This is a genomic window from Mesorhizobium sp. B2-8-5 (genome assembly GCF_006440675.2).
Classification (GTDB): Bacteria; Pseudomonadota; Alphaproteobacteria; order Rhizobiales; family Rhizobiaceae; genus Mesorhizobium.
Genome location: NZ_CP083951.1, coordinates 6,115,849 through 6,133,195, shown reverse-complemented (window position 1 = coordinate 6,133,195; position 17,347 = coordinate 6,115,849). Strand labels below are relative to the sequence as shown.

General features: G+C 64.5%; 13 protein-coding genes. 6 read left to right on the top strand and 7 right to left on the bottom strand.

Annotated features, from left to right (window positions below; genetic code table 11):
- Positions 1 to 23: 23 nt before the first annotated feature.
- Positions 24 to 1,319 (bottom strand): lipopolysaccharide biosynthesis protein, encoded by a 1,296-nt coding sequence (locus tag FJ430_RS30100; protein WP_140709997.1) that lies wholly within the window; start codon positions 1,317 to 1,319, stop codon positions 24 to 26.
- A gap of 200 nt (positions 1,320 to 1,519) precedes the next feature.
- Here FJ430_RS30100 and FJ430_RS30095 point away from each other — a divergent pair, with 200 nt between their 5' ends.
- The 4 genes from FJ430_RS30095 (at position 1,520) to FJ430_RS30080 (ending at position 7,920) form a co-directional block, all read left to right on the top strand.
- Positions 1,520 to 4,048 carry a GumC family protein gene (locus FJ430_RS30095; RefSeq protein WP_140709995.1) on the top strand — a complete coding sequence of 843 codons (2,529 nt, stop codon included), beginning with the start codon at positions 1,520 to 1,522 and terminating at the stop codon, positions 4,046 to 4,048.
- Positions 4,049 to 4,267: 219 nt separating this feature from the next.
- The gene (folD, locus tag FJ430_RS30090; RefSeq protein WP_140709993.1) at positions 4,268 to 5,167 is read left to right on the top strand and encodes a bifunctional methylenetetrahydrofolate dehydrogenase/methenyltetrahydrofolate cyclohydrolase FolD; all 900 of its coding nucleotides are present in this window, start codon (positions 4,268 to 4,270) and stop codon (positions 5,165 to 5,167) included.
- A 19-nt stretch (positions 5,168 to 5,186) separates the two neighbouring features.
- Positions 5,187 to 6,185, top strand: coding sequence for a GlxA family transcriptional regulator (locus FJ430_RS30085; RefSeq protein WP_140647709.1), 999 nt, complete (start codon positions 5,187 to 5,189; stop codon positions 6,183 to 6,185).
- Between the two features lie 88 nt (positions 6,186 to 6,273).
- Positions 6,274 to 7,920: a vWA domain-containing protein gene (locus FJ430_RS30080; protein ID WP_140709990.1), complete on the top strand. Its 1,647-nt coding sequence runs from the start codon at positions 6,274 to 6,276 to the stop codon at positions 7,918 to 7,920.
- Between the two features lie 64 nt (positions 7,921 to 7,984).
- On the opposite strand, the gene edd is transcribed toward FJ430_RS30080, so the two are convergent.
- From edd to zwf, 3 genes are read right to left on the bottom strand one after another with little or no spacing between them, the layout of a single operon-like run.
- Positions 7,985 to 9,808, bottom strand: coding sequence for a phosphogluconate dehydratase (edd, locus tag FJ430_RS30075; protein WP_140709988.1), 1,824 nt, complete (start codon positions 9,806 to 9,808; stop codon positions 7,985 to 7,987).
- A 59-nt stretch (positions 9,809 to 9,867) separates the two neighbouring features.
- The gene (gene pgl / locus FJ430_RS30070) at positions 9,868 to 10,584 is read right to left on the bottom strand and encodes a 6-phosphogluconolactonase (RefSeq protein WP_140709986.1); all 717 of its coding nucleotides are present in this window, start codon (positions 10,582 to 10,584) and stop codon (positions 9,868 to 9,870) included.
- Positions 10,566 to 12,035, bottom strand: coding sequence for a glucose-6-phosphate dehydrogenase (zwf, locus tag FJ430_RS30065; RefSeq protein ID WP_140647705.1), 1,470 nt, complete (start codon positions 12,033 to 12,035; stop codon positions 10,566 to 10,568). Before zwf ends, pgl begins: the two co-directional genes overlap by 19 nt.
- 306 nt (positions 12,036 to 12,341) lie before the next feature.
- Between zwf and FJ430_RS30060 the strand changes: the two genes are divergently transcribed.
- Together FJ430_RS30060 and FJ430_RS30055 are read left to right on the top strand one after the other, a co-directional pair.
- The gene (locus FJ430_RS30060) at positions 12,342 to 13,088 is read left to right on the top strand and encodes an SDR family oxidoreductase (RefSeq protein ID WP_140709984.1); all 747 of its coding nucleotides are present in this window, start codon (positions 12,342 to 12,344) and stop codon (positions 13,086 to 13,088) included.
- 105 nt (positions 13,089 to 13,193) lie between these two features.
- Positions 13,194 to 14,513 carry a Mur ligase family protein gene (locus FJ430_RS30055; RefSeq protein ID WP_140709982.1) on the top strand — a complete coding sequence of 440 codons (1,320 nt, stop codon included), beginning with the start codon at positions 13,194 to 13,196 and terminating at the stop codon, positions 14,511 to 14,513.
- Here the strand turns inward: FJ430_RS30055 and FJ430_RS30050 are convergent.
- From FJ430_RS30050 to FJ430_RS30040, 3 genes are all read right to left on the bottom strand, one after another.
- Complete coding sequence (locus FJ430_RS30050; RefSeq protein WP_140709980.1) at positions 14,497 to 15,387, bottom strand: SH3 domain-containing protein; 891 nt, start codon at positions 15,385 to 15,387, stop codon at positions 14,497 to 14,499. The genes FJ430_RS30055 and FJ430_RS30050 overlap by 17 nt on opposite strands.
- 257 nt (positions 15,388 to 15,644) lie before the next feature.
- Entirely contained in the window at positions 15,645 to 16,931 is a 1,287-nt protein-coding gene (locus FJ430_RS30045; protein ID WP_140709978.1) for an NAD(P)/FAD-dependent oxidoreductase, read from the bottom strand.
- A 43-nt stretch (positions 16,932 to 16,974) separates the two neighbouring features.
- Entirely contained in the window at positions 16,975 to 17,340 is a 366-nt protein-coding gene (locus FJ430_RS30040; RefSeq protein ID WP_140709976.1) for a four helix bundle protein, read from the bottom strand.
- Positions 17,341 to 17,347 lie beyond the last annotated feature (7 nt).

The following is a 17,347-nucleotide window of genomic DNA, read 5'->3' as shown; positions in this document are numbered from 1 at the left end:
TTTGCAGGCCGGCCTCACCTGAATCAGATCGCCTTCGCCGGGCGGCGCATGGCCGAATAGGTCAGCAGCATCGAGGCGAGATAGAGCAGCAGGAAGACGATGTTGAGCGACAGCACCAGATTGGCCGTGTCGGGGATCGTTGTCAGCACATAGGTGAGCAAAACCGCCTTCAGGCCGGCAAGCAGGCCGAGATTGATCGCCCGCACTGCCGTCTGGCCGCGCGCGAAGAGAAGCTCGGCCTGGTATTCGACGAGGTTGCGCAGGCCGGGCACGCAGACCGCCAGCGCCACCAGCGGCGCTGCCTCGGCGACATTCTTGCCGAGCGCGTTGGGGAAGAAGTGCAGCACGATGCCGAGCGACACGAGCGCGAGCGTCGAGACCAGGAACACGCCGCCCTCGATGCCGCTCTTGACCGCCAGCCGCGACAGCAGCTCCGGCGCCCGCATCATGCGCTGCACCAGCATCATCGAGAAGGTGCGGATCGGGATTGCGGTGAGATCGACCAGCCGCATGATGATGGCGTAGATGCCGGCCAGATGCGGCCCGCCGATCGACAGCACCAGGAGCTTGTCGAATTCCATCTGCAGATAGAACAGCACTTCGGATCCGGCGACATAGATGGAATCGGCGAGCCGCCTGAAATAAAGCTCGGCGCGCAGCCTCAGCCGCTGGCGCGGATAGAAGAAGACGAAGGCGACGATGAGTGAGGCGGCATTGGCGCCGATGTAGAACAGCGACCAGACGCCGATGCTGTGCTGCGCGCCAAGCATGAACAGGATCGCGCCGACTGCCCTGAGCGCCGTCGCCAGGATGGCGAGCACGGCCGCCCGCCCGAATTTGCCGAGCCCGTTGTTGACGATCAGCGCCACTTCGACCGGTCGCCACAGAAGCGCTTCCGCGAAGACGACCGCGGCGAAAGCCGACAGCGGCACGGCGCCGGCGAAGAAGATCAGGTAGACGATGTAGGATGCGGCGGCGAGGAACGGCAGCGACAAGACGCCGAGAAGCAGGAAACCGGCGGTGAAGGTGCCGATCAGGTTGGGGCGGATGGTGGCGGTGCGGTAGAGCGCCGAAATGAATCCGAAGGCGAGGATGCGCGACAGCATGATGCCGGCGGCCGACGCGGTCGCGAACATGCCGAACTCGGCGATCGAAAGCGTGTTGGCCAAAGCCACGAAATAGGCCAGCGAGAACACCAGCCGACCGCCGGCGCCGCTGATCGCCGAAAAATAGTCGGACACCAGTTTCCGGCGGGTGGCCACGAAGTGGCCGGTCCGCGCGAAGCTTCGCCTTTGCGGCATGTCGCTGGCCTGGGTCATGTCGGGGGCGATACATAGGCTGGAAAGTTTAACGCGGCGTTCTGGCGCCCATCCCGGCGACGCTGAAATGCCGTGAGCAAGGCGAAAAACTCTGCCCGCCGAGGCGCAAAATTAACCGTTTGTTTCCTATGCCTGTTTAGCGTGGCTTAACGATTGGCCGATCCGCGCGCCCAAGCCGCCAGAGAGTAAGTTCCAGGACAATGGTCGACAGGGATAACCGTGATGACTGGAGGCGCGAGCGTTCTCTGCTCGCGCTCGGACAAGCCATGCGTGGCGACGACAAGACGGTCTCGATCGGCGACCGGGCCAATTCTTCCTGGCGCGAGGACGCAGCCGCGCGCCATCGCGCCGCGCGTTCCGAGCGCGAAGAAAAGTTGAACCCGCGTCCCGCCGAGACCAGCGGATTTGACCACGATCAGGCGGAACCGGATTCGGATCCGGCCGAAATCGGGGACGACCGGGCGGGAAGAAATCGGCCCGCTTCGTTCGGGCAGCGCTACGAGGCCACTGCGGAAGGCCGCCAGCCGCAGGCCGCTCCCGAACCTCGCCATGCAGGCCGGCCGTCTGCCGGCGGCAATTCTGAGGAATGGAAACCGCTGATCGACCCGATGCAGGTCGTTCACGGCGTCACGCGATCCAAGGCGTTGATCCTGTCGACAACCATCCTGGGCGCGGCGCTCGGTGTCGCCATCGCCTTGTCGACGCCGAAGAAGTATGAGGCCACGACCGACGTCATTGTCGACCCGCGCGACCTCAAGCTCACCGATCGCGACCTGACGCAGAACGTGGTCGCCTCGGATGCGACCCTCGCCATCGTCGAGAACCAGGTTCGCATCCTGACTTCGGGCACCGTTCTCAACAAGGTCGTCACGGATCTCAACCTTACCAACGACCCCGAATTCAACGGCCAGGGCAAGGGCGGCATCGGTCTGATGTCGACGCTGCGCTCGATCCTGTCGCGGCAGGATGCCGGCGCGGCGGACGAAGCGCGCAAGCGTGCGCTGGCGGTCGGCAGTCTGTATGACAGCCTCGATGTCGAGCGCGGCGGCAAGACCTTCGTGGTCTCGGTCAGCGCCACCACGCAGAACGCGGAGAAATCCGCGCTGATCGCCAACACCATGGTCAAGGCCTTCAGGCAGATCTCCAGCGAGATCCAGTCCAGCACGGCGGGCCGCGCCAACGACGAGCTCACCGCCAGGCTCGGCGAATTGCGCAAGGGCGTCGAGACGGCCGAACGCCAGGTCGAGGATTTCAGGGCGACGCACGACCTCGTCGACGCGCAGGGCCACCTGATCAGCGACGACCAGATGTTGAAGCTCAACGAGCAGCTTTCCGTCGCCCGCGCCCGCACGCTCGAGCTCAATGCCCGCGCCGCCTCGGCCCGCTCGCTGAACGTCAATTCGGTCCTTAGCGGCACCTTGCCCGAGGAAATCAACTCCAACATGATGAGCGAGCTGCGCTCGCAATATGCGGCGCTGAAGCAGGAAGCCGATCGCGCCGAGGTCAGGCTCGGGCCCCGCCATCCGGAGATCGAGGCGCTCAACGCCCAACTCGCCGGCGCGCGCGAGCGCATCAGCGCCGAGCTGCAGCGCATCGCATCCTCCCTGCAGGTCGACCTGAAGCGCTCCGTCCAGCTCGAGCAGGATCTGTCGTCGCGCCTGGCGCAGGCCAAGGTGCAGAGCGGCGACGTCAACAACAATCTGGTCTCGCTGCGCGAGCTGGAGCGCGAGGCCGCCGCCAAGCGCTCCGTCTACGAGCAGTTCCTGCTGCGCGCCAAGGAAACCGGCGAGCAGAAGGACATCAACACCGCCAACATAAGCGTCATCTCGGACGCCTATGCGCCGCTGCAGGCCAAGGGGCCGTCGCGTGCGGTGATGGCCTTGGCCGGCCTGTTCGCCGGCCTGTTCGCCGGCATCGGCCTGGGCGCGCTGCGCGGCATCTATGCGAGCCTGCGCGAGACGGCCGATAACCGCTCGCGCCGCAGAGGCGATGAGCGCGCTCCAATGATGGAGAACAGTTCCAACAGGGCCGCTCCGCCGCCGCCACCGCTCGTCACGCCGCCGGCCCCACCTGTCGCCCCGCCTTCGGCTCGGTCATTCACGCCGCCGCCTCCGGCCGCGTCTTTCACACCGCCGCCGGCTCCGTCATTCACGCCGCCCCCAGCCGCATCTTACACGCCGCCGGCAGCTGCATCCTACACACCGCCGCCCGCCTCACCTCCAGTGCCGCCTCCGATGACGGCAGCCGCGCCGGCTCCAGTCCAGCCCGTCGCGCCACCGCCGGAACCGGCCAACGATGCCGGCCGTCCGGGGCTTTTCGGCTCGCTTGCTTCGGCGGTTCGCTATTTCGTGCGGCGCGAGCCGGCCGAAACGGTGGATATGGACTCTGTTCCGCCCGAAAGCGCCTGGCGCGCGCCCAGCCGGGAAGAGCGCTATTCTGGGGCTCAACCATCGGCCCGGGAGAATTTCCGGCCGCCATACGAGCAGGGCTATTCCTATTCGTACCGGCCGGACCATGGCCGGACCGATCCCTATGAGGATCGTTATTCGGCATCGGCGGCACCTTATGATCCGCGGTCGCCGGCCGCCGGCGAGGCCGACCAGCCCCCCGCCGGCCAGCCCCCCACCGACCAGCAGGGCGAGATCGACGATATCCGCGCCAGCCTGCGCGAATTCCGCGAGGCTGTGCGCGAGCTGACCGAAAGCCGCACGCGCCGCCGCTATTTCTAAGGCGCCCGTGTTTCTAAACGACTCGTGGTTCGATAAAAGCGGCCGGTTTCGGGTTTACGGCATCCGACGACGCTTTGACGGGATTGCCTTGTCGAATTTTGGTGAAAATGCCGCGCTGCATTTCGGCCGCAAGCGTCTCGCTTTGGTGGATCGACAATGCCGATCGAGGAAATGGGGCCATGCATCGATGCGGCCTCGAAGCGAAGCTGAGGGTTGGTGATGGCCGAAGTGATTGATGGAAAGAGCGTTGCCGAGGACGTGGTTTCGAAGGTCAAGGCTCTGACCGCGGAGCTGTCGGCCAAGGGAGTCACCAAGCCCGGCCTTGCCGTGGTGATCGTCGGTGAAGACCCGGCAAGCCAGGTCTATGTCGCTTCGAAATCGCGCACCGCCAAGGAATGCGGCTTCCATTCGCTCCAGCATACGTTGCCGGCCGATTCCACCGAGGAACAATTGCTGAAGATCATCGGCGACCTCAATGCCGACAAGTCGATCCACGGCATCCTCGTGCAGCTGCCGCTTCCCGGCCATATCGACGCCGGCAAGGTGATCCAGACGATTGCGCCGGAAAAGGATGTCGACGGCTTCCACTTCATCAATGTCGGCAAGCTCGGCACCGGCGAGCTCGAGACGGCCTTCGTGCCCTGCACGCCGGCAGGCTCGATGCTTCTGATCGAACGTGTGCGCGGCAAGGACCTGTCCGGTCTCAACGCCGTCGTCGTCGGCCGCTCCAACATCGTCGGCAAGCCGATGGCCAATCTGCTGCTCGCCGCCAACTGCACGGTCACCATTGCCCACAGCCGGACCAAAGACCTGCCGGCGCTGGCCCGCACCGCCGACATCCTGGTCGCCGCCGTCGGCCGTCCGGAGATGGTCAAGGGCGATTGGGTGAAGCCCGGCGCCACCGTGATCGACGTCGGGATCAATCGCATCCCGGCGCCCGAAAAGGGCGAGGGCAAGAGCCGCCTGGTCGGCGACGTCGCCTATGCCGAGGCGGCCAAGGTCGCGGGCGCCATCACCCCGGTCCCCGGTGGCGTCGGGCCGATGACCATTGCCATGCTGATGGCGAACACTGTAGCTTCCGCCTACCTCGCGGCCGGGCTGAAGCGGCCGTCCTTCTGATTTTGAGAAAGCCTTTGCATTGCCGAACCTGATTGCTCCCGTTGAACGGCCGATCACGAACGATCCCGTTCAGGGCGGCCGTCAGTTCGGTTTTCTGCTGGTCGATAAATTCTCGATGTTCTCGCTGGCGGCGGCTATCGACTGCTTCCGTTCGGCGAACCGCCTGCTCGGCCGCGATTTCTATGGCTGGACGACGATTTCGGCCGATGGCGACGCGGTGATGGCCTCGAACGGCCTGCCGCTGAAGATCGACTATTCGGTCGCCGACATGCCGCCGGTCGACATCCTGTTCGTCTCGGTCGGGCTCACCACCGAATTCCCCGGCAAGAGCAAGGTGCTGGCGGCGCTGCGCAGCTGGGGCCGGCGCGGCAACGCGCTGGGCGCGCTTTCGGTCGGCTCCTATCTCTTGGCCGAGGCCGGACAGCTCGATGGCTATCGCTGCACGATCCATTGGGAGAACCGCGCCGGCTTCATGGAGCGCTTCCCCGACATCAACTGCACCGGCAATGTCTTCGAGATCGACCGCAAGCGCTACACCTGCGCCGGCGGCACCACCTCGATCGACCTGATGCTGGAGATCGTGCGCGGCGATTTCGGCTCCAACCTCGCCAACGGCGTCGCCAACCAGTTCCAGCACGAGCGCATCCGCTCGGCCGGCGACCGCCAGCGCGTCGGACCGGAGCGCGACCTCACCGGAAAGTCGGAAAAGCTCAGGCGCATCGTCGAATTGATGGCCGACCATCTCGACGAGCCGCTGTCGGCGGTGCAGCTTGCCAAGTCGGCGGGGCTGTCGGTGCGCCAGGTCGAGCGCCTGTTCCTGCGCCATTTGAGCGTGACGCCTGGCCGCTACTATATGCGGCTGCGGCTCGAACGCGCGCGCGAATTGCTGCGCCAGACCAACATGCCGATCCTCGACGTGGCGATCGCCACCGGCTTCACCTCGCATTCCTATTTCGCGCAGAGCTACCGGCTGCAGTTCGGCCGTCCGCCATCGGAAGAGCGGCGCACCACTTATTGAGTGACTTCGCCGGCCATCGGACTTGTCTCCGAATGCCGCGTCAAATAGCTTTCGCAACGCAGGCGAGGGCTACTCTCAGGAGACATTCATGGCGGGACTGATACGGAGCGTCGCTGCGGCGCTCCTGCTTTTGTCGATGACCAGTTTCGGCTTTGCCGCCAACAAGGTCATCATCATCCTCGATGCATCAGGCTCGATGTGGGCCCAGATCGACGGCAAGCCGAAGCTGGAGATCGCGCGTGAATCGCTGCGAACGGTGCTGCAGTCGGTTCCGGCCGACGACGAGATAGGCTTCATGGCCTATGGCCATCGCACCAAAGGCAGCTGCGACGACATCGAGCTGATCGTGCCGCCGCAAGCCGGTTCCGCCAGCGCCATCTCGTCGGCGGCCGACAGTATGAAATTCCTCGGCAAGACGCCGCTCACGGCCGCTGTCAAGCAGGCCGCCGAGGCTTTGAAATACACCGAGGACAAGGCGACGGTGGTGCTGATCACCGACGGTTTGGAGACCTGCGGCGGCGATCCTTGCGCGCTCGGCAAGGAGCTGAAGGAAAGCGGCGTCGACTTCACCGCCGATGTCGTCGGCTTCGGCCTGACCGCCGACGAGGGCAAGCAGATCGCCTGCCTCGCCGAAAACACCGGCGGCAAATACATCCAGGCCTCCGACGAGAAAGCGCTGCAGGAAGCTCTCGTCGAGACCGTCGCGGCTCCGGCTCCCACGCCTGAACCGGCTCCGGCCCCGGCGCCTGAGCCGGCAAAGCCGGAGTTCAATTTCATGCCGAGCGTAGTGCTCGCCGAGGGCGATGATCCGATCACCGACGGCAACGTCTGGGAGGTCTACAAGGCCAAGCCCGACGGCACGCGCGGCGAATCCGTCACCACCGAATACGGCGCCTACAAGGGCAATCTGGAGCCGGGCGATTATGTCGTGGTCGCGACCGATGGACAGGCCAAGGCGGAGCAGAAGATCAAGATCGAGGCAGGCCAGGCCTACCAGCCGCTCTTCATCTTGAATGCCGGCAAGCTGATCCTTCATCCGCGGCCGAGCCCGGGGGCAGACATCGCCGGCGGCGCTATACTGGAATTCGCCTATCCGGGCGACCACACGACGACATACGGCGATACCAAGGTCATCCTCCCGGCCGGCGAGGAGAAGGTCACGGTGACGATCGGCAGCGGCACGATCACCGAAACCATTCGGCTCGCGGCCGGGCAGACGATCGAGAAGGACATGATCGTCGGCGTCGGCAAGGCCAAGGCCAACGCCTTCTACACTCAGGGCGGCGAAAAGGCCGGGGCGGACGTGTCCTGGAAGGTCTACAAGGCGGCCAAGAAGCTCGACGGCACCCGCGATCAGGTGACCTACGCCTATGGTCCCGACAGCCAGTTCGACCTGCCGCCCGGCGACTACGTGATGGGCGTCGACGTGCAGGCCGTGTCCACCGAGCAGCCTTTCAGCGTGACGGTCGGACAGATGACCGATGTCAACGTGACGCTGAATGCCGGTGTCGTGGCAGTCGACGCGCCCGGCGCGGACGGCTTCAAGATCTTCGAGGCCAAGAAGAACATCCAGGGCGAGCGCAAGCAGGCGACCTACGCCTACGGCGAGAAGATGCAGACCACGCTTGCCGCGGGCGACTACGTGCTGGTGACCAACTTCACCACCGACAAGGCCGACAAGGAGACGCCTTTCACCATCAAGGCCGGCGAGCGCAACGAACTCACCGTCCAGTAGGCACTGCGATCAGGACAAACAAAGGGCGGCCTCAAGCCGCCCTTTTTTATTGAAGTCGAGAAGATCAGGCGTTGCCGAAAGCGGCGGCGCCATGGTCGGCGCGGCCGACCAGTTGCCGGAAGCCGGCGAACAACTCACGGCCGAAGCCGAACTCGTTGCCGATGAGATCGGCTTCGGCCGTGCGGCGCAGCGCGAATTCCGTCCCCGGCACCAGCACTTCCAGCGTGCCTGCATCGGCGTCGAGCCGGATGACGTCGCCGTCATGGATCCTGGCGATCGGTCCGTCCTCGACCGCTTCCGGCGTCACGTGGATCGCCGCCGGCACCTTGCCGGAGGCGCCCGACATGCGCCCGTCGGTGACCAGCGCCACGCGCTGGCCGCGATCCTGCAGGATGCCGAGCACAGTGGTCAGCTTGTGCAGTTCCGGCATGCCGTTGGCCTTAGGGCCCTGGAAACGGATGACGGCGATGAAATCGCCGGTCAGCGTACCGGCCTTGAAGGCGTCGTTCAGCGCCTGCTGGCTGTCGAACACCTTTGCCGGCGCCTCGATGACACGGCGTTCCGGTTTCACGGCAGAGGTCTTGATCACGGCGTGACCGAGATTGCCGCCCAGCACTTTCAGGCCGCCCGTCGGTTGGAACGCCTTCTTGAACGGTGCCAGCACCTTCTCGTCGCCGCTCTGCGAAGGTGCTGCCTCGCGCACGACACTGCCGTCGTCGCCAAGCCGCGCCTCGACGGCGTAGGGCCGCAGGCCTTCGCCCCACACCGTCTGCACGTCTTCGTGCAACAAGCCTTCGTCGAGCAGTTCGCGGATCAGGAAGCCGAGCCCGCCAGCGGCATGGAAATGGTTCACGTCGGCAAGCCCGTTCGGATAGACGCGCGCCAAGAGCGGCGCCGCCTCCGACAGGTCGGAAATGTCCTGCCAGGTCAGCGCGATGCCCGCGGCGGCGGCCATCGCGATCAGATGGATCGTGTGGTTGGTCGAGCCGCCGGTGGCATGCAGGCCGACGACGCCGTTGACGATCGAGCGCTCGTCGATCATCCGACCGACCGGCGTATAGGCGTTGCCGAGCGCGGTGATCGCCAGCGCCCGCTTCGCCGCTTCCCTCGTCAGCGCATCGCGCAGCGGCGTGCCGGGATTGACGAAGGAGGCGCCCGGCGTGTGCAGGCCCATGATCTCCATCAGCATCTGGTTGGAATTGGCTGTGCCGTAGAAGGTGCAGGTGCCCGGCCCGTGATAGGATTTGGACTCGGCCTCGAGCAGTTCGGCGCGGCCGACCTTGCCTTCGGCATAAAGCTGGCGGATCTTGGCCTTCTCGTCATTCGCGAGGCCCGTCGTCATCGGCCCGGCGGGGACGAAGACGGCAGGCAGATGGCCGAAGGTGAGCGCCGCGATCACCAGCCCCGGCACGATCTTGTCGCAGACGCCGAGGAAGACGGCCGCGTCGAACATGTTGTGCGACAGGCCGATCGCCGCAGCCATGGCGATCACGTCGCGCGAGAACAGCGACAGCTCCATGCCGGGCTGGCCTTGCGTGACGCCGTCGCACATCGCCGGCACGCCGCCGGCGACTTGAGCAATGCCGCCCGCTTCCCGCGCGGCTTCCTTGATCAGCGCCGGGAACGTCTCGAAGGGCTGATGCGCCGACAGCATGTCATTGTAGGAGGTAATGATGCCGAGATTCGGCACGCGGTCGCCGCCCAGCGCGATCTTTTCGGACGGGCTGCACACGGCAAAGCCGTGGGCGAGGTTGCCGCAGCCCAGCACCGCGCGGTTGGCGGTACGGCTGGAAGCCTCCGCGATGCGGCCGAGATAGGTTTCGCGGCCGGCTTTCGAACGTTGGCGGATGCGTTCCGTGATGGCTTCGATATCGCGTCTGGCTGTCATGGTCCGTCCTTTCGAGCCCGGCAACGTCCTCCCAGCGCCGTCGGGCCGTCATGTTGCAATCAGGGTGCCCAGAACACCTCTATTGGTCTCGGCGCCGCCTCGAGCACTCTGCGGATGGGCTTCTCGGCGCCAGGACCCATCGCGCCGTTGAACGCGGCGCGCTTGTCCCCGCCTTCGATATGGAGCGCGACGAAGCCGGCGGCGACGATGCGCGCCATCGACAGCGTCAGCCGCGGCTCGCCGCCGCTCGCCGCGTGCACCGGCAGCACGATCCGCCGCGAGGCAGGGTCGAGCAATTCCTCGAGGTTGCCGGCATCGGGAAAGAACGAGGCGGTATGGCCGTCGCCGCCCATGCCGAGGACCACCACGTCGAGCGGCCAGGGCAGCGCCTGCAGTGCTTCGCTGTCCGCCGCGGCTGCGTCCTCGATGCTTGCCGCCTCATGGTAGAGCGGCACGAAGCGTGCTGCGGCCGCCTTGTTCTGGAGCAGGTTCGCCGCCACCAGCCCGGCATTCGAGCGCGGCGAGGACGGCGGCACGAAGCGCTCGTCGACCAGCGTCACGATGACCTTGTCCCAGGCGATCGGCGCGGTCGACAGCGCGGCGAAGAGCTTCGCCGGCGTGGTGCCGCCGGACACCGCGAGCAGCGCGGTGCCGCGTTCCGAGATGGCGCCGCTCAGCCGGTCGGCAATCTGCCCCGCAAGCGCCGTCGCCAGGTCCTGGCGATCGGCAAAGCCGTTCCAGCTGTAACGGACTTCGCTCAATTGCTCTCGTGCCATGTCCGTCCGTCACGTTCGATCAAGGCAATCGAGGCCGACGGCCCCCAGGTTCCGGCCGTGTAGCCCTGAGCTTCCTGCCTGGCGCTTTCCCAGGCGTTCTGGATCGGGTCGATCCACTTCCAGGCCGCTTCGACCTCGTCGCGGCGCATGAACAGGGTCTGGTTGCCGCGCACCACATCCATGATCAGTCGCTCATACGCGTCCGGCGCGCGTCCCTGAAAGGACTGCGCGAAGCTCATGTCGAGCGAGATTTGGCGCAGCCGCATGCCGCCCGGTCCCGGGTCCTTGATCATGATGTACTGCTTGACGCCTTCGTCCGGCTGCAGCCGGATCACCAGTTGGTTGGCGAAGATCGGCCCGGCGCTCTCGCCGAAGATCGAATAGGGGATCGGCTTGAACTCAATGACGATTTCCGAGACGCGGGTGGCGAGCCGCTTGCCAGTCCTCAGGTAGAACGGAACCCCGGCCCAGCGCCAGTTGCCGATCTCGGCCTTGATGGCGACGAAGGTCTCGGTGTTGCTGTCCTTGCCGAGCTCCTCGACGTAGCCCTTGACCGGACCGCCCGCCGAGGCGCCGGCGCGATACTGGCCGCGCACCGTGTGCTTGGGCGCCTCATTGCCGTTGATGCGCTTCAGCGCCCTCAGCACCTTCAGCTTCTCGTCGCGGACGGCGTCGGCGTCCATCGACGACGGCGTCTCCATCGCGACCAGGCAGAGCAACTGAAGCATATGGTTCTGCACCATGTCGCGCAGCGCACCTGCCTTGTCGTAGTAGGTGACGCGATCCTCGAGCCCCACTGTTTCGGCGACCGTGATCTGGACATGGTCGATCTGGGCCGAGTTCCATAACGGCTCGTAAAGCGCATTGGCAAAGCGCAGCGCCATCAGGTTCTGGACCGTTTCCTTGCCGAGATAGTGATCGATGCGGAAGATCTGGCTTTCGTGGAAATCGTCACCGACCGCATCATTGAGCGCCCGCGCCGAGGTGAGGTCGCGGCCGATCGGCTTCTCCAGCACGATGCGCGAGCTCGGCGTGATCAGCTTGTGCTCCTTGAGCTGGTGCGAAATGTCGCCGAACAGCGCCGGCGCCACGGCGAGGTAGAAGGCGCGGATGCGATCGCTGTCGCCGATTGCCTTCTTTAGTTTGTCGAAGCCGGTGCCGGTCGTCGCGTCCGCCGAGACATAGGAAAGCCTGGCCAAGAAGCTCTCCAACTCCTTGGCGTCAATATCGGACGGCTTCACATGCTGCGATATCGCCTTCTTGGCGAAGGCTTGGAATTCAGCATCGGTCATTTTGGCGCGCGAGGTGCCGATGATGCGCGTCGGCTCGGAGAACTGATGGCCGCACTGGCGATAGTAGAGCGATGGCAGGAGCTTGCGTTCCGACAGGTCGCCGGTGCCGCCGAAGATGATGAAGTCGAAGGGATCGACAGGGATGATCTGGCTGGTCATGGTCAGTCCGATTTGATGCCGGGCGCCGGCAGCGTTGTTGGTATATTCTAATCGATTTAAATTTTCCAGTGCCATGGTGTCACATGCGAGGACCAATCGCTTGCACTTGCATCGGCCCACATGTTTCCCGACACTCACGCCACCGGCAGGCCCGTCGGGCAAGCCATGGCTTCCGGAAGCGTTCGCGGCTGCAGCATAGAACGCGAATGTGACGAAAGCTAAGGGAGATGTAGCCTGGCTCGCGGTGGGCCGGGCGGCAGGTGGAAAAGTCACGTCAAGCTGCGGAATCCAATGAGCGGGAAAAGCATGCGTCTGGAAAACAAGGTCGCCGTCATCACCGGTGCCGCGTCGGGCTTCGGCGAAGGCATGGCCAAGCGCTTCGCCGAAGAGGGCGCGCGCGTGGTCGTCGCCGACCTCAACGCCAGGGGCGCCGAGCGGGTGGCCGAAGAGATCGGCGAGAGCGCGATCTGGACTCAGACCGACGTTTCCCTGCGCTCCGAATTCGACGAGATGATCTATGCCGCCAAGAGCGCTTTCGGCCGCATCGACATCATGGTCAACAATGCGGGCTTCACCCATCGCAACGGCGACATGCTTCGCGTCGATGAGGAAACCTTCGACCTGATCACCGCGGTCAACATGAAGGCGATCTATCACGCGGCACTTGCCGTCGTGCCGATCATGGACCGGCAGGGAGGCGGCGTCATCCTGACCACGGCCTCGACGGCCGGGCTTCGGCCGAGGCCAGGCCTGACCTGGTACAACGCCTCCAAGGGCTGGGCGATCACCGCCACCAAGTCGATGGCGGTCGAACTGGCGCCGAAGAACATCCGCGTCAACTGCCTCTGCCCGGTCGCCGGCGAGACCGGCATGCTGGAGAAGTTCATGGGCGCCGACACGCCGGAGATCCGCGAGAAATTCCGCGCCTCGATCCCGCTCGGCCGGCTTTCGACGCCGCTCGATATCGCCAACGCGGCGCTGTGGCTCGCCTCGGATGAAGCCGCCTTCATCACCGGCGTGGCGCTGGAGGTCGACGGCGGCCGCTGCATCTGAGCCGCTTCAGGTGGCGCATGCCAGCTTTATGCGCGGTCAAGCCGAGTCCCATTTGACTTCATGGTCCGTCAAAACGATAACGGATCGGGGTAGGGGAATTGGCGCGTGGTTAAGGTCAGGCTGCGTGAAATTCGCAAAGATCTGGGCTGGCGATTGCGTCGCTATCGGGCAAACCGTGCGCGTGCCCAAAGCAAGGCTGTCTTCATCGGGATAACCGGCAGTTCCGGCAAATCGACGGCAACCAGTTTGCTTGGGCATATCCTGGCCGGTCACGGCACGGTCCATACGCAAGTTCTGGCCAACACGCTCAACGCACTGGTCCGCACGCTCTACAAGCGCATGAAACGCGCGGGCGAAGTCGACTACGTCGTCTTCGAAGCCGGCGCGTATGAGCCCGGTTCGATCCGAGGCATGGCGCAAATGCTGAAGCCGGACGTCGCGCTCGTGACGATGATCCGGCTGGAGCATGTCGGCAAGTTCAGGACGCTGGAAGCTGTTGCGCGGGAAAAACGGGCGCTGGTCGATGCGTTGGAGCCCGGCGGACTCGCGATCTTGAACGCCGACGACCCGCATGTGCTTGACATGGCTTCGGGCGCAAGGTGCCGCGTCGCGACTTTCGGTCAGTCCGAGGCCGCGGACTATCGTGTAACAGACATCCATGCCGCCTATCCGGACCTGCTCGGATTTTCGCTTCGATGGCACGGTGGCGACATACACATGCAGACACCATTCCCCGGCGAGCACTTCTGGCTGCCGGCAGCCGCCGCCGTCGTCACGGCGCTGGAACTTGGTGCTCCACCGGAGAAAATCGCCGCAAGGACCGCATCCTTCGAACCTCTGGCCAACCGCTGCACGGTGCTGGTGACCGATCGGGGTCCACAGTTCATCGTCGATACTGCCAAAGCGCCCTGGCATTCGCTGAACATTGCGTTCGAGATGATGGCCAAAGCGACGGCCGTTCGTAAACGGATCGTCGTCGGACAGATTTCCGACTACACCGGTTCGTCGAGAAAGTATGGCACTGCTTACGGTATCGCGCGCGACGTCGCCGACGAGGTCATCTATACCGGCGACAATGCCCACCGCTCACGCGCCAGCCAGGCCGACCGCGACAGCGGCCGTTTCGTGGAGCTTCGCACCCCGAAGGAAGTCTCCGATCACATCAAGCAGACCGCCGTCCCCGGAGAACTGATCCTGCTGAAGAGCTCATCCAATCTTCATCTGGAGAGGATCGCGCTGGCCTGGACGCACGACATCAGGTGCTGGATTCCGGCGTGCGGCAAGAAAGAGGCCTGCCAGACTTGCGGCCTCTACGAAGTGCCGTTCGAAGACCACAAGTCCTTCATCGCGGATCTCAGGCTTGAGCGCAGGAAAGGTCGGCTCGGGCGGCTGCTTGGCGGATTGGGCCTTATGCGCCGGTCTTGATGTAGCTTTTGTAGACCCAGCCGTGCTTGCCGTTATAGACGATCTCGCACCATTTCTTACAATTCATCACCTGCACCGATGCCTTGGCCGGCACCGTGGCGATTGCGGCGGCACCTTTCTTCGGGCCTGAGCGCATGGTCACAGCCCTCAAGACGCGCCCGTTTGCGGCCGCGCTGGCTCTTTGAGCTTTCGGCTCAGGCTGTGCCGAGCTGTCCGTCGCTGCCGGCTGCGGATCTGGAACCTGCGGCTTGGCTTCGGGAATGGCGGCGGTTTGGGCGCCGTCCATCGTGTCGCCCGGCTTCTTCGCTGCCGCTGCTGTATCGCTGGCGGAACCGGCGACCTGCGACAGCGCGTCCGAAGCGTCGTTCTCGGCATCGGCCTCGGCAAAGGCCGTATCGGTCGATTGCGCGGGGGCCGTGTCGGCGGCCTGCTTGAATGGAGCTGGCTGGTTCTCGGCCGGGGCAGGTGGCGTCTTGGCATCGGAAGCCGTCCAGCGAGGGTTGTTTGATGCCAAGGCCGGAATGTTGGCTTCGCGGGCCGCCGTCGTGGGCGTTACCGCATCCCCCTTGCGCGCGGCCTGCGGCGCCGTCGCCACAGTGACCGCCGCTGCCGCCGGAGCGACTTTCGTGGTCTTCACCGGAATTGTCGGAACGATCTGCGCGGCATTTGCCGCAGTCACTTGCCGGTCACTGCCCGGAACGCACAGCCACAGCGCCACCGCGGCCACGCCGAGCAGCGCGGCGGTGCCGACCGCTGCAATGACCAGATGCGCGTTCGACTGTACCTTCTGCCAGAAGGATGGCCGTACGTTATAGCCGAACTGCATTGTAAAGCGCTGCCGTTCCGGCGCGCCGAAACTGAAGGGCTCGTTCACTCAAACCACCTCCAACAAGCGGGCCGACGTTCTTTCGATCATTGCCGTAACGATTGGCTTCGATCGGCATCGGTCCCGAAATCTTTGCGGGCAGGCCCGCGAAATCCCCGGATTTTCGCCCATAATTGCATCTTTTACTGCTGATTATGGCATGAGTGAGCCAATTTGCGAAATTCTGCGCGCCTGTTAAGGCTTCCACAACCTGCCGCGTGGAGGCCGCCAGCCTCGAATCGGTGGCTTCGGCTGGCCTGCCGGCTTCAAATCCTGTCGCGTAGCGCGAACCAGTTCAGCGCCAGGAACAAGAGCGGCGCCCGCAAACGCCGACCGCCCGGGAAGGCGGGAATTTTCAGATCCTCGATCAATTTCAAGCGGTCGCGATTGCCGGCAACGGTCTCGGCATAGAGCTTGCCGAAGAAGTTCGACAGCATGACGCCGTGGCCGGAATAGCCGCCCATCGAAATCACCTTCGGCATCACCTCGCGTACGAACGGCTTTCTCGGCACCGTGATACCGACATAGCCGCCCCAGCCATGTGTGATCTCGACATCCTTGAGGTCCGGGTAGAGCTCGGCGATCTGCCTGCGGATGTGGATATGGATGTCCTTCGGATCGTTGACGGCATAGACCTCGCGGCCGCCGAACAGGAGCCGTCCGTCCTTCGACTTGCGGAAATAGCGCACCACGAAGCGGGAATCGTCGACCGACTCGCCGCCCGGCAGTACCTTGGAAGCGGCGCCGAGCGGCACGGTCGCGCCGATGAAGGAGCCGATCGGCATGATGTGAGCTGCGCTCACCGGCTCCAGGTTGCCGCCATAGGCATTGACCCCGATCAGGCATCTGTCGGCTGCGATCGTGCCCCTGGGCGTCGCGACCGTCACCTTGCCGCCATTGGAAGCGATGCCGGTGGACGGCGTCTGCTCGAAGAGATGCGCGCCGGCGGCCGCAGCCACTCTCGCCGTGCCGATCACCAGCTTCAGCGGATGGATGTGTCCGGTGCCGATGTCGCGGGCGCCGCCGAAGTAGCGTGTCGAGCCGAGCCGCTCCGCTGTCTCCGCCGCGTCCATGAAGCTGACATGCGGGTAGCCGAAGCGGTTCGCCATGATCTCGGCGTGGCGCTTGTAGTCGTCGACATAGCGCCGCTTGTGCGCCACCGAAAGCTGACCCGGCATATAGTCGATGTCGATGGCGTTGGCGGCAGCGAAGTCCAGAAGATGTGCTTTGGCTTCTTCCGCCATGTCGAACAGCGCCCTGGCGCGCGAGAGACCGTATTCGGCCTCCAACTCCTCCGCCCAGGCGCGCTGGCCGGTGCCGAGCTGGCCGCCATTGCGCCCCGACGCGCCGTCGCCGAAGCGATAGGCCTCGATCAGCACGACATTCGCGCCGGCTTTGGCGAGATGCGCGGCTGCCGAGAGGCCAGTGAAGCCGCCGCCAATAATGACGACGTCACATTGGCGATCACCATCTAGCGAAGGGTATTCGGGCCGAGGCCCGGCCGTATCCTCGTACCACGAGCGGCCAGGAGAGATGGGGGATTGGTAGGACATGATTCTCGGCAGTAGGGCAGTAGGGCAGTAGGGCAGTAGGGCGCTACTCGGGCGACAATTTACGGATCAGAAGCCTCAAGAGTATCCCAACGCTCTCACTGCGCGTCATCAATTGTTGGGCTGCTTCGTTGGAGGTGATTTCGACGCGCTGCGCGATCAATAAGTGAGTTTCCAACTCTTTAAGCGATCCCTGTGCAATTCTAAGAAACTGTTGGTAGGAAGCTCGGCTTTCTCGTCCATAGCCCTCGGCGATGTTGGCGGGCACGGAAGCGGCTGCCCTGCGTAGCTGGGTTGTCAATCCATAGAGCTCTTCCTTCGGCCAGGCTTGTGTCGTTTCATAGATTGAAACTGCGAGGTCCATAGCCTGCTGCCAGACGACCAAATCTCTATACGATTCGATCTTCGCCATCGTCCCC

Bases quoted from the DNA above. Each gene is read 5' to 3' on its own strand.
- FJ430_RS30095 (WP_140709995.1), top strand. From the start codon at position 1,520: ATGGTCGACAGGGATAACCGTGATGACTGGAGGCGCGAGCGTTCTCTG.
- pgl (WP_140709986.1), bottom strand. From the start codon at position 10,584: ATGGCACGAGAGCAATTGAGCGAAGTCCGTTACAGCTGGAACGGCTTT.
- folD (WP_140709993.1), top strand. From the start codon at position 4,268: ATGGCCGAAGTGATTGATGGAAAGAGCGTTGCCGAGGACGTGGTTTCG.
- FJ430_RS30100 (WP_140709997.1), bottom strand. From the start codon at position 1,319: ATGACCCAGGCCAGCGACATGCCGCAAAGGCGAAGCTTCGCGCGGACC.
- FJ430_RS30060 (WP_140709984.1), top strand. From the start codon at position 12,342: ATGCGTCTGGAAAACAAGGTCGCCGTCATCACCGGTGCCGCGTCGGGC.
- FJ430_RS30045 (WP_140709978.1), bottom strand. From the start codon at position 16,931: ATGTCCTACCAATCCCCCATCTCTCCTGGCCGCTCGTGGTACGAGGAT.
- edd (WP_140709988.1), bottom strand. From the start codon at position 9,808: ATGACAGCCAGACGCGATATCGAAGCCATCACGGAACGCATCCGCCAA.
- FJ430_RS30040 (WP_140709976.1), bottom strand. From the start codon at position 17,340: ATGGCGAAGATCGAATCGTATAGAGATTTGGTCGTCTGGCAGCAGGCT.
- zwf (WP_140647705.1), bottom strand. From the start codon at position 12,035: ATGACCAGCCAGATCATCCCTGTCGATCCCTTCGACTTCATCATCTTC.
- FJ430_RS30080 (WP_140709990.1), top strand. From the start codon at position 6,274: ATGGCGGGACTGATACGGAGCGTCGCTGCGGCGCTCCTGCTTTTGTCG.